At 70.8% G+C, this 15224-nt stretch carries 12 protein-coding genes; 10 read left to right on the plus strand and 2 right to left on the minus strand.

Translation table 11 applies throughout. The annotated features are described in order from the left end of the window. Positions 1-124: 124 nt before the first annotated feature. Together AD72_RS22410 and AD72_RS22415 are read right to left on the minus strand one after the other, a co-directional pair. Positions 125-1357, minus strand: coding sequence for a DUF58 domain-containing protein (locus AD72_RS22410; protein ID WP_231644932.1), 1233 nt, complete (start codon positions 1355-1357; stop codon positions 125-127). Between the two features lie 11 nt (positions 1358-1368). Then, positions 1369-2454, minus strand: coding sequence for an AAA family ATPase (locus AD72_RS22415; RefSeq protein WP_037346974.1), 1086 nt, complete (start codon positions 2452-2454; stop codon positions 1369-1371). Between the two features lie 481 nt (positions 2455-2935). Here AD72_RS22415 and mraZ point away from each other — a divergent pair, with 481 nt between their 5' ends. The 10 genes from mraZ to murG all read left to right on the plus strand — a co-directional run bounded on the left by mraZ (position 2936) and on the right by murG (position 15195). Next, positions 2936-3367: a division/cell wall cluster transcriptional repressor MraZ gene (mraZ, locus tag AD72_RS22420; RefSeq protein WP_026197385.1), complete on the plus strand. Its 432-nt coding sequence runs from the start codon at positions 2936-2938 to the stop codon at positions 3365-3367. Positions 3368-3495: 128 nt separating this feature from the next. Beyond that, positions 3496-4464, plus strand: coding sequence for a 16S rRNA (cytosine(1402)-N(4))-methyltransferase RsmH (rsmH, locus tag AD72_RS22425; RefSeq protein ID WP_031468527.1), 969 nt, complete (start codon positions 3496-3498; stop codon positions 4462-4464). Further along, positions 4464-5102 (plus strand): cell division protein FtsL, encoded by a 639-nt coding sequence (ftsL, locus tag AD72_RS22430; protein WP_051898890.1) that lies wholly within the window; start codon positions 4464-4466, stop codon positions 5100-5102. Before rsmH ends, ftsL begins: the two co-directional genes overlap by 1 nt. Before the next feature lie 46 nt (positions 5103-5148). Beyond that, on the plus strand, positions 5149-7038 hold the full coding sequence (locus tag AD72_RS22435) for a peptidoglycan D,D-transpeptidase FtsI family protein (protein WP_231644933.1): 1890 nt from the start codon (positions 5149-5151) through the stop codon (positions 7036-7038). A 128-nt stretch (positions 7039-7166) separates the two neighbouring features. Continuing rightward, the gene (locus tag AD72_RS22440) at positions 7167-8735 is read left to right on the plus strand and encodes a UDP-N-acetylmuramoyl-L-alanyl-D-glutamate--2,6-diaminopimelate ligase (protein WP_051898891.1); all 1569 of its coding nucleotides are present in this window, start codon (positions 7167-7169) and stop codon (positions 8733-8735) included. Between the two features lie 41 nt (positions 8736-8776). Continuing rightward, on the plus strand, positions 8777-10261 hold the full coding sequence (locus tag AD72_RS22445; RefSeq protein ID WP_031468531.1) for a UDP-N-acetylmuramoyl-tripeptide--D-alanyl-D-alanine ligase: 1485 nt from the start codon (positions 8777-8779) through the stop codon (positions 10259-10261). Next, positions 10258-11337, plus strand: coding sequence for a phospho-N-acetylmuramoyl-pentapeptide-transferase (gene mraY / locus AD72_RS22450; protein WP_031468532.1), 1080 nt, complete (start codon positions 10258-10260; stop codon positions 11335-11337). The genes AD72_RS22445 and mraY overlap by 4 nt, the downstream gene beginning before the upstream one ends. Continuing rightward, a complete protein-coding gene (gene murD, locus AD72_RS22455; RefSeq protein WP_031468533.1) occupies positions 11319-12656 on the plus strand; it encodes a UDP-N-acetylmuramoyl-L-alanine--D-glutamate ligase in 1338 nt (445 codons plus the stop codon). Before mraY ends, murD begins: the two co-directional genes overlap by 19 nt. Before the next feature lie 8 nt (positions 12657-12664). After that, a complete protein-coding gene (ftsW, locus tag AD72_RS22460; RefSeq protein ID WP_031468534.1) occupies positions 12665-14074 on the plus strand; it encodes a putative lipid II flippase FtsW in 1410 nt (469 codons plus the stop codon). Beyond that, on the plus strand, positions 14071-15195 hold the full coding sequence (murG, locus tag AD72_RS22465; protein WP_031468535.1) for an undecaprenyldiphospho-muramoylpentapeptide beta-N-acetylglucosaminyltransferase: 1125 nt from the start codon (positions 14071-14073) through the stop codon (positions 15193-15195). The genes ftsW and murG overlap by 4 nt, the downstream gene beginning before the upstream one ends. The last annotated feature ends 29 nt before the right edge of the window (positions 15196-15224 follow it).

Consider the following 15224-nt stretch of genomic DNA (forward strand, 5'->3'; position numbering starts at 1 on the left):
CTCGGCGCTTCGCGCGGGCGCGGTGTCCTCGGTTCGCTCGCAAGCTCGTTCACGTGCGCTCGCTGCCTGGGGGAGCTGGGTGCTTCGCGCGGGCGCGGTGTCCTCGGTTCGCTCATATGCGCGCTCACGGCTGAACCTCGAGGTGTCCGGTCGCCGCTTTCGCCGCCTCGCACAACCGCTGCCAGGTGTCGGCGAGCCCATCGCCCGGTCCGGCGATCACGACCGCCCAGCCCGCCGCGGTGAGCAGCTGCGCGCCCTCGTGGACATCCGCGATCTCGCCGGTGTCACCCGGGCTCCACGCCCCGACATCGAGCAGTACCGCGAGTCCGCTCGTGTGCCCCGCGGTGCTGGCGATCAGTTCCCCGAGCGCGGGCCGCGAACAGGCGCCGAGCACCGCGATGATCGCCCGCTCCTCGGCGAGCCCGCCCGGCATCGCGAGCTCGCGCCGGTGGGTCGGGCGCAGCGCGGCGAGCGCGTCCAGGGTGGCCTGGCCCTGATCGGCCGCGCCGTCCTGCCCGGCGAGCTCGGCACCGTCCTCGGTGACCAGCCGCACCGGAAAACCGTGCGCGTGCAGGTGCAGGCACACGCTCGCGGCGAAGGAGATCGCCCACTCCACCGAGGCCCCGGTACCGTGCCCGCGGTGCGCCGCCGCGCGGTGGTCGAGCAGCACCGTGCTGCCGCCACCGGAGGGGCGCTCCTCCATGCGGACCATCAGCTCGTCCCGGTGCGCGGTGGACCGCCAGTGCACCTTGCGCAGATCGTCGCCGTGCCGGTACTGGCGCACGATCGCGTCCTGCTCACCGTGCCCGGCCCGGGCGCGCCGTGGACCGGAGCTGTCCGCGGATCCGTGTCCCACCGGCATCCCGTGCAGCTTCGCCGTGCGCGGCACCACGAGCAGACCGGCCGGTTCACCGAGCCTGCGGCTGAACTCGGCCAGCCCGAACGGATCGGAGACGCGCACCACGGCCGGGCCGATCGGGTGCACGCCGCGCAGCATCGGATGCAGCGGATAACGCAGTTCGACGGTGCCCGAGGTGAGCCAGTCGATCACGAACCGGGGTTTCGCGCCCGCCGCGTAGGGCACCGTGTCCTCCACGAGCACCCCGGAGGTCGGCAGCCGGGAGGCACTGGAGAGGTGCAACAGCACCTCGGTCCTGCTGCCCGCGGCGACCCGGTGCGGGCGCAGGCTCCGGGTGCACCGCAGCCGGGTGCGCGCCCAGCGCGCGACCAGGGTGGCGAGCAGTGGGAGGGCGAACACGAATACGGCCACCCGCAGCATGTCCCGCTCATCCAGCACCACCGCGCACCCGGCCGCGGCGACCCCGGCAGCCAGCAGGCAGCGCCCCCGTGTGGTCATGCCCGTGTTGATCATCGCCTTGCCGGTGCGTGCGGTACCGGGATCTTGCCGAGCAGTGCGCGCACGAGCTCGCCGGGGGAGCGGCGGGCCGCGGCCGCCTCGGGGGTGAGCACGAGCCGGTGCGCGAGTACCGGAACGGCGACGGCCTGCAGGTCGTCCGGGACCACGTACTCCCGTCCGGAAAGGGCGGCGTGCGCCCGGGCGGCCCGCACCAGGTGCAGCGTGGCGCGCGGGGAGGCACCGAGGCGCAGTTCGGCGAGCCGCCGGGTGGCCCCGACGAGTTCGATCGCGTACCGGCGCAGTTCGCCGGCCAGGAACACCCGGGAGGTCGCCGCGATCAGCGAACGCACCTGCGCGGCGCCCGAGACCGGGCCGAGCTCGGCGAGCGGATCGTGCCCGGAGTGCTCGTCGATCATCGCGAGCTCGGCGCTCGGGTCGGGATAACCGATCGAGACGCGTGCCGCGAACCGGTCGCGCTGGGCGTCCGGCAGCGCGTAGGTGCCCTCCATCTCGATCGGGTTCTGGGTGGCCACGACCATGAACGGGCGGTCAAGCGGATAGGTGGTGTTGTCCACCGTGACCTGGCGTTCCTCCATGCACTCGAGCAGCGCGGACTGGGTCTTCGGGGAGGCCCGGTTGATCTCGTCGCCCACCACCAGGTTCGCGAACACCGGACCGTGGCTGAACTCGAAATCGCCGGTGGAGCGGTTGAAGATGGACACCCCGGTCACGTCGCTGGGCAGCAGGTCCGGGGTGAACTGGATGCGGGAGACCGAGCAGTCGATCGACCGGGCGAGTGCCTTGGCCAGCGAGGTCTTGCCGACCCCGGGCACATCCTCGACCAGCAGGTGCCCTTCGGAAAGCAGGGTGACCAGCGCGATCCGGACCACCTCGGGCTTGCCGACGAGCACGCGCTCCACATTGGCGCCGATCCGTCCGGCGACCGAGCGGACGTGGTCGATCGTCTCCCGGTCGATGCCCTCGAACCCGGCACCGTCGATCCCGGCGCCCGCGTGTGCGCCGTGTTCGCCGACCGGCAGGTGCTCGTGCCTGCCGAGGACCCCGTCGTCGGTACCCGTCCTCGGACTCGTCGTCACTCGACCCTCCTGTCTGCCGACCCTGGTGTGCTGGCAGTGCGCCCGTCAATTGTGGCCCGAAGGCGATTCGCGACGAATCCCGCCCACGTACTGCCCTCAGGTTCCCGCACCGTGCAGGTGAACGCCACCACCTCCCTCCCCACGAGTCCCCACCACGGGCTCCACCACGCTCCCCACTTCGCCCCCCGTTTTGCCCCACCAGCTTCCGGTGATCGTTCCTGACCTGCGATTTTACCGGTGGTGGGCGGTGGGGGGAGGCCTGGATGGGCGGCCTGGGAGCGGCGGCAGGGCGCGTTTCCCCCACTTCGCCCCCACCTCGCTCCACCGCGCTGGCCTGCATGGACGTCATTCCTTCGATGCGGTATACCGAGTGGGAGCGGTTGACGGTGGTTGATCGTGGGGTACAGTGGTGACATGTGGGGCAACGCGGTGGCGGACGGTTCGGTCGCTGGTTGCCGGAGCTGCGCGGAGGTGAGTGCCGGTGTTCCTCGGTACGCACACTCCGCGTCTGGACGACAAGGGCAGGTTGACGCTGCCCGCGAAGTTCAGGGACGCCCTCGCGGGCGGGCTCATGATCACCAAGGGACAGGATCACTGCCTGTACGTGTTTCCCCGCGACGAGTTCGAACAGATGGCACGCAAGGTCGCGGAAGCGCCCTTCACCAACGAGGCGGTGCGCGCCTACCAGCGGTACCTGTTCGCCGGGACGGACGAGCAGCGGCCGGATGGTCAGGGGCGGATCTCCATCGCGACGGAGCTGCGCCGCTATGCGGGGCTGGCGAAGGAGTGCGTGGTGATCGGTGCGGTCACCCGGCTGGAGATCTGGGACGCCGAGGCCTGGCAGCGCTATCAGGACGAACACGAGGACTCCTACGCGCAAGCGCAGGAGGAGGTGCTCCCAGGCGTGTTCTGACGCGCTCGCGGTGCGCTGTGGTCTCTGTCCGCCCGTACTCGGGCCCTGACGCAACTTCCCCGGCGTCAGGTAACGGCGGCGGACCGAGACCACAGCGCATCGGCGGGGAGCCGGCGAAGGGAACCGCGGTGGCCGGGTACACGCACGAGCCGGTGCTGCTCGAGCGGGTACTCGAGCTGTTCGAGCCCGCGCTCGGTGAGCCCGGCGCGCTGCTCGTCGACTGCACCCTCGGCCTCGGCGGGCACACCGAGGCGCTGTTGGAGAGGTTTCCCGGGCTCACGGTGTTCGGGGTCGACCAGGATACGAGCGCACTCGAACGCGCGCGTGCACGTCTGGCGGGATTCGGGGCCCGTTTCCAGGGCGTGCACGCGCGGTTCGACGAGTTCGGCCGGGTCGCCGAGGAAGCCGGGCGGACCGGGAACGAACTGCGTGGGGTGCTGTTCGATCTCGGGGTCTCCTCGCTGCAGCTGGACGCGGCCGAGCGGGGATTCGCCTACGCCAAGGACGCTCCGCTGGACATGCGGATGGATCCGGAGCAGGGGATCACCGCCGCGGAGGTGCTGAACACCTACCCGCACGGTGAACTGGCCAGGATCCTGCGCGAGTACGGGGAGGAGCGGTTCGCGGGCAAGATCGCCTCGGCGGTGCTCAGCGAACGCGAGCGGGCTCCGTTCGAGACGAGCGCACGGCTGGTGGAACTGCTCTACCGGGTGCTGCCCGCGGCCAGCAGGCGCAGCGGAGGGCACCCGGCCAAGCGCACTTTCCAGGCGCTGCGCATCGAGGTCAACGCGGAGCTCGAGGTGCTGCGCACGGCACTTCCCGCGGCGCTCGACGCGCTCGCCCCGGGGGGACGGATCGTCGTCGAGTCCTATCACTCGCTCGAGGACCGCATCGTCAAGCGCGAGCTTGCCGGACGGGCCCGGTCGAGGACACCGGAGGGCCTTCCGGTCGAACTGCCCGGACACGGGCCGAGCCTGCGGCTGGTCACGCGTGGCGCCGAGCAGGCAGGGGAGCAGGAGTGCGCCCACAATCCGCGCGCGGCCTCGGTTCGGCTGCGCGCGGCCGAGAAACTTCCCGAGAGCGGAAAGGCACGCTGATGACGACGAGTACCGCACCAGGAACCAGGACGGGTACCCGCGGCACGGCCGGCACCCGGGGAACCGGGGCACGGCCCCGTTCGGCGGCCGCGACAAAGGCGTACGCCCGGCGAGCACAACGTTTCGAGCATTCGCAGAAGCTGCTGCACCGCACCCAGCCGGTGCGCCAGCCGCGCCAGGCGAAGCCCGCGGCCAGGACGAGGGTGGCCGCGGCGAGTGCTTCCACCGCTTCGTTCGTCGTCCTGCTCATCGCACTGCTCGTCGCGGGGGTCGGGGCGACGCTGTGGTTGTCCACGCAGGCGACGGCGGACTCCTACCGCCTGGAGAAGCTCAAGGACACCACGACCTCGCTCGGTCAGCAGCGCGAACGCCTGCAGCAGCAGGTCGCCGAGGCCAACTCGGCCACGTCGCTGGCACAGCGGGCCAAGCAGCTGGGCATGGTTCCGGCAGCCGATCCGGCGCACCTGCTGGTCGACAAGAACGGCAAGGTCAAGCTGATCGGGAAACCGAAGCCCGCGGAGGATCCCGCCAAGGCCAACGGGGGAGAGAGCCCGGGCGGGGCACCGACGGACAACGCGGCCCCCGCCGACAACGGGGACAACGTGGCGGGTGGCGCGCGGCCACCGGCAGGGCATTAGCCGAATCGCTAGCGGTCCACGAAGGCCAGAGGGAGGGAGGTCCCCAATGCCAGGACGAACGCGAGGCAGTATCGGCGTACGCAAGGCGTCGATCTCGCGCGCGCTGTCCCGAGCGGACAAGACGCGCAGGCCGGCACGCATCATCGTGGGACGGGTGCTGCTGGTCGGCGCACTCGTGCTCGCGACCGTGCAGCTGGTCAAGGTGCAGGCCTTCGACGGTCCGCAGCTGGCCTCCGCCGCGGAGGATCAGCGCATCACCCCCGTCTCCATCCCGGCCAAGCGCGGCACGATCACCGACGCGCAGGGCACCAAGATGGCCTTCTCCGTGGATGTGGTCGCGCTGACCGCCCGGCCGAAGGCGATGCGCGGCATCTGGGACGACGCGCAGAGCAAGGTGGTCAAGAGCGGCGGCCGGGCGGTCTCCTACGATCAGCACGCTGCGGACATCGCCGGGTTCCTCAAGCAGCAGCTCGGAGATCAGTTCAACGAGCAGGACGCGCTCGCCCGGCTGCGTTCCGATCGCACCTTCACCTACCTGGACGAGAAGGTCGACCCACAGGTCGCCGCCACCATCCGGGAGAAGTTCCCGGACATCGGGCAGGAAAAGCGCTCCATGCGCCGGTACCCCGCCGGAAGCGTCGCGGCCAACGTGGTCGGCATGGCGAGCTGGCGCAAGGATCAGAAGCCGCCGGGGATGAAGGGGCTCACCGGGCTCGAGCACGCGCTCAACGCCAAGCTCGCCGGCAAGGACGGCCGCCGCGAGGTGGACACCGGCAACGGAAGCGATGTGGTCATCCCGGGCACCGAACGGGATGTGCGCCCTGCCGTTCCGGGCATGGATGTGCAGCTGACCCTCGACGAGGATGTGCAGTTCAAGACGCAGCAACTGCTCGACGAGTACCGGGACAAGGTCAAGGCGCGCGGCGGCTCGATCGCCGTGCTCGACGTGAAGACCGGCAAGGTCGTGGCGCTGGCCGACGACAAGAACTACGACCCGAACGATCCGTCCACATTGAACTCGAACAACATGGGCGATCCGGCGATCTCCTCGCCGTTCGAACCGGGTTCGGTCGGCAAGGCGATCACCGCGGCCGGCGCGCTGCAGGAAGGCGTCGCCAAACCCGATGACGTGATCACCGTTCCGGGCAGCGTCAAGGTCGCCGACCGGACGGTGCACGACGACTGGTCGCACCCGACGCAGCAGTTCTCCTTCACCGGGATCCTCGCGAAGTCCTCCAACGTCGGCATCCTCAAGATCGCCAACCGGCTCGGACCGGAGAAGTTCGAGCAGTACCTGAAAAAGTTCGGCATCGGGCAGCGAACCGGGATCGAGCTCGCCGGGGAGAGCCCGGGATTCCTGCCCTCGCGCAAGAACTGGTCGGCGAGCACCTTCGGCAACCTGCCGTTCGGTCAGGGCTACTCGATGACCACGCTGCAGATGGCCAGCGTCTACCAGGCGATCGCGAACGGCGGGATGCGGATCCCGCCCAGGATCATCCAGTCCAGCACCGGACCGGACGGCAAGGTGGTCGAGCACAAGTCGCCGAAGGGGACCCGGGTCATCGGGGAACAGGCGGCCAAGGAACTGGTCGGCATGATGCGCTCGGTCACCCAGAAGGCGCCCTCGCCGAACGAGGGCACCGCGCCCTCGGCGGCCCTGGACGGCTATCAGGTGGCGGGCAAGACGGGTACCGCGCAGCAGGTCGATCCGAAGACCGGGAAGTACTCCCAGTCCGAGCAGACGACCACGTTCGCCGGACTGTTCCCGGCCGACCATCCGCGGTTCGTCGCGGCCATCATGCTCGACCGGCCGACCGGTCAGGGCGGACAGACCGCGGCACCGCTGTTCCACGACCTCGCCTCGTACCTGACGCAGCGCTACAACGTGCCGCTCTCCGACGGTCCGACCCCGAAGGTAAAGTTCGTACTCAACTGATCACCGGCGGTTCGGGGCCGCTCGCCGCCGACTCGCCGAGGCGAGAACGGCGCGCGATCGGCTCGCCGGTAACCTTTGCGCGCACACGGATATTCTCCGTGCGGTAGCAGCAACAGCAGGGAATTCATGTGGTGAACAAGCTCGCCAGCGCGGCAGGGGTCGGCAAGGTCGCCGCGCCACCACCCCGGCCTGCCCGGACGACGCCGGTGGACGTCGGCGCACTGGCGGCCGCGGCGGGCGCGCGGCTGACCGGTACCACCGACGCGCTCGTCACCGGGGTGACCCTGCGCGCGCAGCACGTGCTCGGCGGGGATCTGTTCGCGGCACTGCCCGGGGCGAACGTGCACGGCGGGAAATTCTCCGACGCGGCCCACCGTGGTGGGGCCGCGGCGATCCTCACCGATCCCGCGGGCGCCGTGCTCGAGGAGGTCACCGGTACCGGGCTGCCGGTGCTGGTGCACGAGGACCCGCGCGCCGTGCTCGGTGAGCTCGCGGCCCAGGTGTACGGCAACCCCTCCGAGCACCTCGCCGTGCTCGGGGTCACCGGCACCTCGGGCAAGACGACGACCAGTTATCTGGTCCAGGCCGGGCTCGCCGCGGCGGGCCGGACCACCGGGCTCGTGGGGACCGTGGAGACCAGGGTCGCGGGGGAACGGCTGCCGAGCGCGTTCACCACGCCGGAGGCGCCGGACATGCAGGCGCTGCTCGCGGTGATGGTGGAGCGCGGGGTCACCGACGTGGCCATGGAGGTGTCCAGCCATTCGCTGGTGATGCACCGGGTCGGCGGGATCCGGTTCGCGGTGGGTGCCTTCTCCAACCTCTCCCAGGACCACCTGGACTTCCACCGGGACATGGAGGATTACTTCCAGGCCAAGGCGAAGCTGTTCGACGGGCGATCGGGAACCGAGATCGTGAACGTGGACGGGGAATGGGGCAGGCGGCTGGTCCGGTCCGGCACCATCACCGTGCGCAGTACCGAGGACGGGCCGGACGCGCTGTGGTCGGCCTCCCGGGTGCGCTCCCTTCCGGACGGCGGCCAGTCCTTCATCGCGCACGGGCCGCTGGTGGACTTCGAGGTGGCGCTGCGCCTTCCCGGTTCGTACAACGTCGCGAACGCGATCCTGGCCGCGGCGGTGCTCTACTCGGCGGGTGTCCCGGTCGGTGACATCGCGCACGGGCTCTCCTCGGTGGATGTGCCCGGCCGGATGGAGCGGGTGGACGCGGGCCAGTCGTTCACCGCGGTCGTGGACTACTCGCACAAGCCCGCGGCCGTGGAGTTCGCAATCGGCGCGGTGCGCACCCAGCTGGAGCGGTCCGGTTCGGGCGGGCGGATCATCGTGGTGCTCGGCTGCGGCGGGGACCGGGACCGGGGCAAGCGCCCGCAGATGGGCGCGGTGGCCGCGCGGATGGCGGATGTGCTCGTGGTCACCGACGACAACCCGCGCTCCGAGGACCCGTCCACCATCAGGAAAGCGATGCTCGAGGGCGCCTACGCGGTGCCCGAGGGCGAGCGCGGCGAGGTGCTCGAGATCGGGGACCGGCGCGCGGCGATCACCGAGGCGGTGAGCCGGGCCGGGGAACGGGATGTCCTCGTCGTCGCGGGAAAGGGGCACGAGACCGGTCAGGAGATCGAGGGTGTCGTGCACCCGTTCTCGGACCGGGACGAGCTCGAAGCGGCGATCAGGAGGGCACAGTGACCGGGAGCGCAGGGACCACGAGAGCAACAGGGGCCGAGTAGTTGATCGAACTGACACTCGCACGCATCGCCGAGATCGTCGGCGGCAGGCTGCACCGGGCGGACGGTTCCGAGACGGTCACCGGGACCGTGGAGTTCGACTCGCGCAAGCTCGGCCACGGCGGCCTGTTCGTGGCCCTGCCCGGGGAACGGGTGGACGGGCACACCTTCGCCGCCAAGGCGGTCGAGGCGGGTGCGAGCGGGGTGCTGGCCGCGCGCGAGGTGGACGCTCCCGCGGTGATCGTGCCGCCCGCCGCGGCGAACAGCGGGATCTACGCGCTCGAGGCCGATACCGACGGCAGCGGGGCCGCGGTGCTCGCCGCCATGGCCGCGCTCGCCGCGCACGTGGCCAGCGAACTGGCCGCCGGCGGGCTGCGGGTGATCGGGGTGACCGGATCGGCGGGCAAGACCTCCACCAAGGACCTGATCGGTCAGCTGCTCGAACCGCTCGGTCCCACCGTGACCCCGCCCGGATCGTTCAACGCCGAGATCGGGGTGCCGTGGACGGTGCTGCGCGCCGATCGGGACACCCGCTTCCTGGTGCTCGAGATGGCCGCGCGCGGGGCGGGGCACATCGCGAACCTGTGCCGGATCGCCACTCCCTCGATCGGCGCGGTGCTCAACGTCGGAACCTCGCACGTGGACGAGTTCGGTTCCCGGGAGGCGATCGCGCAAGCCAAGGGTGAACTGCCCGCCGCGCTGCCCGCGGACGGGACCGCGGTGCTCAACGCCGACGATCCCTACGTGTCCGCGATGGCGACCCGGGCCCGGGTACTGAGCTTCGGCACCGGGGACAACGCCGAGATTCGCGCCGAGGACATCCGCGCCGACGAGCTCGACCGGGCCCGGTTCACCCTCGTCACTCCGGACGGGCGTGCCGAGGTCGCGCTCGGCCTGCACGGCAGCCACCAGGTGCCGAACGCGCTCGCGGCCGCCGCGGTGGCGCACGCCGCCGGGGCCGGGATCGAGGGGATCGCCGAGGCGCTGCGCATCGCGACACCGCGCTCGGGCAAGCGGATGGAGGTCCGCACCCGCGCCGACGACGTGCTCGTGGTCAACGACGCCTACAACGCGAGCCCGGAGGCGGTACGGCTGGCGCTGAAGTCGCTGGCCACCATGGGGCGTTCGGCCACACCGCCGCGCCGGACCGTGGCGGTGCTCGGTGCCATGGCCGAACTCGGCGCGGAGTCCGCGCGGCTGCACGACGAGATCGGGCGGCTGGCGGTGCGCCTGGACATCGCCAAGCTCATCGTGGTCGGTGAGGGGGCGCGGCCGGTGCACACCGGGGCGACCATGGAAGGCTCCTGGGGTGAGGAAGCGGTCTTCGTCGAGGACCCCGATGCCGCCGTTCGGCTACTGCGCGCGCAACTGCGCCCACACGACGTGGTATTGATCAAGGCCGCGAACTCGCTCGGGTTCTGGCGCATCGCCGAGGCGGTGCTCGCCGAGCCGACAGCAGCCACGACCACCGATGGAGGCACGAAGTGAAGGGGATCCTGATCGCCGCCGGGGCAGCGCTCGTGGTGTCGATCCTGTTCACCCCGTATCTGATCAAGCTCTTCTCCAAGCAGGGCTTCGGTCAGGAGATCCGGGATGAGGGGCCGAAGGGGCACAAGTCCAAGCGCGGCACGCCGACCATGGGCGGGGTGGCGATCGTGGCCGCCGCATGGGCCGGGTACCTGATCACCCACCTGATCTCCTGGCTGACCTCGGACAACGCCGAGGGGATCAGCATCTCCGGGCTGCTCGTGCTCGGCCTGATGACCGCACTCGGCCTGGTGGGTTTCCTCGACGACTTCATCGGCCTGCGCCGGGCGCGCAACCTCGGGCTGAACAAGACAGGCAAGACGATCGGGCTGGTGCTCGCCGGGGTCGCCTTCGGCCTGCTCGCGATGAACTTCCCGAACCGTTCCGGGATCACCCCGGCCTCGACGAACCTCTCGTTCATCCGGGACATCAGCATCATCCCGCTCGGCGCGATCGGGTTCGTGATCTTCGCGGTGCTCGCCGTGCAGGCCTGGTCGAACGCGGTGAACTTCACCGACGGCCTGGACGGGCTCGCCGGTGGCTGCTCCGCGATGGTGCTGACCACCTACATCGTGATCACGTTCTTCCAGTTCAGCCACTCCTGCACGGTCGGCTTCGCCCCCGGCTGCTTCCTGGTGCGCGATCCCCAGGACCTCGCGATCGTCGCGGCCGGTGCGCTCGGCGCGGTCGGCGGATTCCTGTGGTGGAACGCGGCACCGGCCAAGATCTTCATGGGGGACACCGGATCGCTGGCGCTCGGCGGACTCGTGGCCGGCCTGTCCATCGTGACCCGCACCGAGCTGCTGATGATCATCATCGGCGGACTGTTCGTGGTGGAGATCATCACCGTGGTGCTGCAGATCGCGGTGTTCCGCACGACCCGGCGGCGGCTGTTCCGGATGGCGCCCTTCCATCACCACTTCGAACTCGCCGGGTGGGCGGAAACCACGGTGATCGTGCGGTTCTGGCTGCTCGCGGCGATCTGCGCGCTCGTCGGGCTGAGCGTGTTCTACACGGAATGGCTCAGCGTCGCGTGACCGCGCTCGCCGGACGGAAGGTCCTGGTCACCGGGGCGGGGGTGACCGGGCGTTCGGTGGTCACCGCGCTGATCGAGGCCGGTGCCGAGGTGACGGTCACCGATGCGAACGCCGAACGGCTGCGCGAGTTCTCCGTGCACACCGAGGCCGGGCTCACCGAGCCCCCGGAGGGCACCGAACTCGTGGTCACCAGCCCGGGATGGCGCCCGGACGCACCGGTGCTCGCGGCCGCGGCGGCGCGCGGTATCGAGGTGATCAGCGAGGTGGAGCTGGCCTGGCGGGCCGCTCCGGACACGGTCACCTGGCTGGGCGTCACCGGCACCAACGGCAAGACCACCACCGTGGGCATGCTCGAATCGATGCTGCGCGCCGCCGGACTGGACGCGGTGGCCTGCGGCAATGTCGGGCTCCCGGTGATCGAGGCGGTACGGGACGGCCACCAGGTGCTTGCGGTGGAGCTGTCCAGTTTCCAGCTGCACTGGTCGAACACCCTGCGGATGACCGCGGCCACGGTGCTCAACGTGGCCGAGGATCACCTGGACTGGCATGGTGGCCTGGAGGCGTACGCGGAGGCCAAGGGCAGCATCTACCGTGGCGAACCGCTTGCCGTGTACAACGCGCGGGACGAGTGGTCGGCCCGGCTCGCGGGCCGCGCGGCGAACCGGATGCCGTTCACCGCGGGGGAGGCGGAGCACGGCTACCGGCTCTCCGGAACGGCCCTGCTCGCCCCGGACGGTACCGAGCTCGCCCCGATCGCCGAGGTCAACCCGCCCGGACCGCACAACCTGGCCAATGCGCTCGCCGCGGCCGCGCTCGCCCAGGCGGCCGGGGCGGACGCGCGGGCGGTGCGCGAAGGACTGCGCGCCTACCGCCCGGACGCGCACCGCGCGGTGACCGTCGCCGAACGGGACGGGATCCGCTACGTGGACGATTCGAAGGCCACCAATCCGCACGCGGCCGCCGCCTCCCTCGGGGCGTACGAGAACGTGGTGTGGATCGCGGGCGGTCTGCTCAAGGGCGCCTCGGTGGACGAACTGGTCGAACGCGCCGCCTCGCGGCTGCGCGCCGCGGTGCTCATCGGCACCGATGCGGGCCAGATCGAGGCCGCGCTTGCCCGACACGCGCCCGAGGTCCCGGTCGTGAAGGGTTTCAGCGGGCACGATAATCCCATGCGCACCATGTCCGAGATCGTCACCGCGGCACGCTCGCTCGCGAAACCCGGTGACACCGTGCTCCTCGCCCCGGCGGCCGCGTCGATGGACATGTTCACCGACTACAAGCAACGCGGCGAGGCCTTCGCGGCGGCCGTGACGAGGTAATCCGCGGCATGGCGACAACATCGAACGCCGGGCCGAAGGCGCTCGGCAAGCTCCTGCGCGGGGCCCGCAAGACGCTGACGGCCTGGCTCTCCCGCCCGCTCGCCTCGTTCCACCTGATCCTGGCCGTCATGGGCCTGCTGATGGTGCTCGGGCTGATCATGGTGCTCTCCGCTTCCTCGACACTCTCGGTACAGCAGGGCAGCGGCGCCTATTCGTACTTCACCAAGCAGGCCGTCTTCATGGGCATCGGGCTGGTGCTGTTCTACATCGGCCTGCGCACCCCGCTGTCCCTGATCCGGCGGTTGTCCGGGATCTTCATCGGGGTCTGCGCGCTGCTGCTGGTACTCGTGTTGTTCACCCCGGCGGTCAACGGCGCGCGCGGGTGGATCCGGATCGGCGGGTTCGGGGTGCAGCCGGTCGAGCTGGCCAAGCTGGCGCTGGCCCTGTGGGGGGCGCACGTGCTGGTGCTCAAGCGCAATCTGCTGCACCGCTACCGGCATCTGCTGGTTCCGCTGCTTCCGGTGGGCCTCGTACTGCTCGCCCTTGTCGCGCTGGAGCCGGACATGGGCAGCGCGGTCTCACTCGGCATCGTGCTGCTCGCGCTGCTGTGGTTCGTCGGTGCCCCGCTGCGGTTGTTCGGCGGGATCCTGGCCGGAGCGGTCGTGGTCGCGGGACTGTTCGCCTTCGCCGCCCCCTACCGCGTGGCGCGGGTGTTCTCCTTCCTCAACCCGAACGCCGATCCACGTGGTGCGGGTCTGCAGTACAACCAGTCCCTGCAGGCGCTCGCGGACGGCGGTTTCTTCGGTCGCGGGCTCGGTGAGGGCGCCTCGAAATGGGGTTATCTGCCCAATATCCACACGGACTTCATCTTCACGCTGATCGGCGAGGAGCTCGGGTTCCTCGGCTGCGCCGTGGTCCTCGGCCTGTTCGCGCTGTTGGCCTGGGCCGGGCTGCGGATCGCCGCACGCAACACCGATCCGTGGATCCGCCTGGTCTCCGCCGCGCTCACGGTGTGGCTGGTCACCCAGGCCGCGATCAACATCGGCTACGTGATCGGCCTGCTCCCGGTCACCGGGGTCACCCTTCCGCTGATCTCCTACGGTGGTACCTCGGCCGCGGTCACGCTCGCGGTGTTCGGGGTGCTCGCCAACTGCGCGCGCAACGAACCCGAGGCGGTCTCCGCGCTGCGCAACCAGGGCCCGGGCACCTTCGGCAGGCTGCTCCGGCTGCCCGCGCCGGAGCCGTACAAGGCCCCGCCGAGCAAGCGAGCCCCGACCAGGCCGAGCACTCCGCCCCGGCAGGCACAGCGCCCGCCGACGGGCCCGGGAGCGAACGGCTATCGTCGTGCCCATATGAGCAAGTGGGAACCGAACAGGCGGATGCCCCGAGACGAACGTAGAGCAGGAGGCAGGCGGTGAGCACCGCCCCGACACAACACGGCGAGAACGCACCCCAGGGCAAGGCACCGTGCGTGGTGCTCGCCGGTGGCGGCACCGCGGGACACATCGAGCCCGCGCTCGCCCTCGCGGACGCGATCAGCCGCAAGCGGCCGGACGCGCGCATCATCGCGCTCGGTACCGAACGCGGACTGGAGAAGACGATCGTGCCGGCGCGCGGTTACCAGCTGGAGCTGATCCCGCCGGTGCCGATGCCTCGCAAGATCAGCGGTGAACTGCTCCGCCTCCCGCTCAAGGTGCGGGCCGCGGTGCGGGACACCCGCAAGGTGCTGCGCGAGAACGGGGCCGATGTGCTCGTCGGGTTCGGCGGCTACGTCGCGCTGCCCGCCTACCTCGCGGCGCGCGGCACCGTGCCCATCGTGGTGCACGAGACCAACATCCCGCCCGGGATCGCGAACAAGGTCGGTGCGCGGATGGCCGCCAAGGTGGCGACCGCGAACGACCGGATCGCCCTTCCCGGGGCACGCCCGATCGGTATCCCGCTGCGTGAGTCGATCACCACCCTCGACCGCACCAGCATGCGCGCCAAGGCCCGCGAGCACTTCGGCCTCGACCCCGAAGCGCCGACCCTGCTGGTGTTCGGCGGCTCGCAGGGCGCGCGCAGCATCAACAATGCGGTCGCCTCGGCCGCCGCGGGGCTCGCCGGGGCCGGGATCGGGGTGCTGCACGCGCACGGCCCGAAGAACACCGTTGCCGTGCAACAGGTTTCCGGCGCACCCGCCTATGTGACCACGCCGTATCTGGAGCGCATGGACCTCGCCTACGCGGCCGCCGACGCGGTGCTGTGCCGCAGCGGGGCGATGACCGTTGCCGAGGTCTCCGCGCTCGGGTTGCCCGCGGTCTACGTCCCGCTCCCGCACGGCAACGGGGAACAGGCGAACAACGCGCGCCCGGCCGTGGACGCGGGCGCGGCGGTGCTCGTCGAGGACGAGGCGCTCAGCGCGGGCAAGGTCACCGAACTCGTCACCGGCATCCTCACCGATCCCGAGCGCCTCGCGGGCATGACCGCGGCGACGACGCGAACCGGGCACCGGGAGGCCGCCGATGTCCTCGCGGACATGGTTCTCGGAGAGGTCTCGTGAATCCACCACTCGACAACGTCCACCTGATC

This window comes from Sciscionella sediminilitoris, assembly GCF_000737195.2.
GTDB lineage: Bacteria > Actinomycetota > Actinomycetes > Mycobacteriales > Pseudonocardiaceae > Sciscionella > Sciscionella sediminilitoris.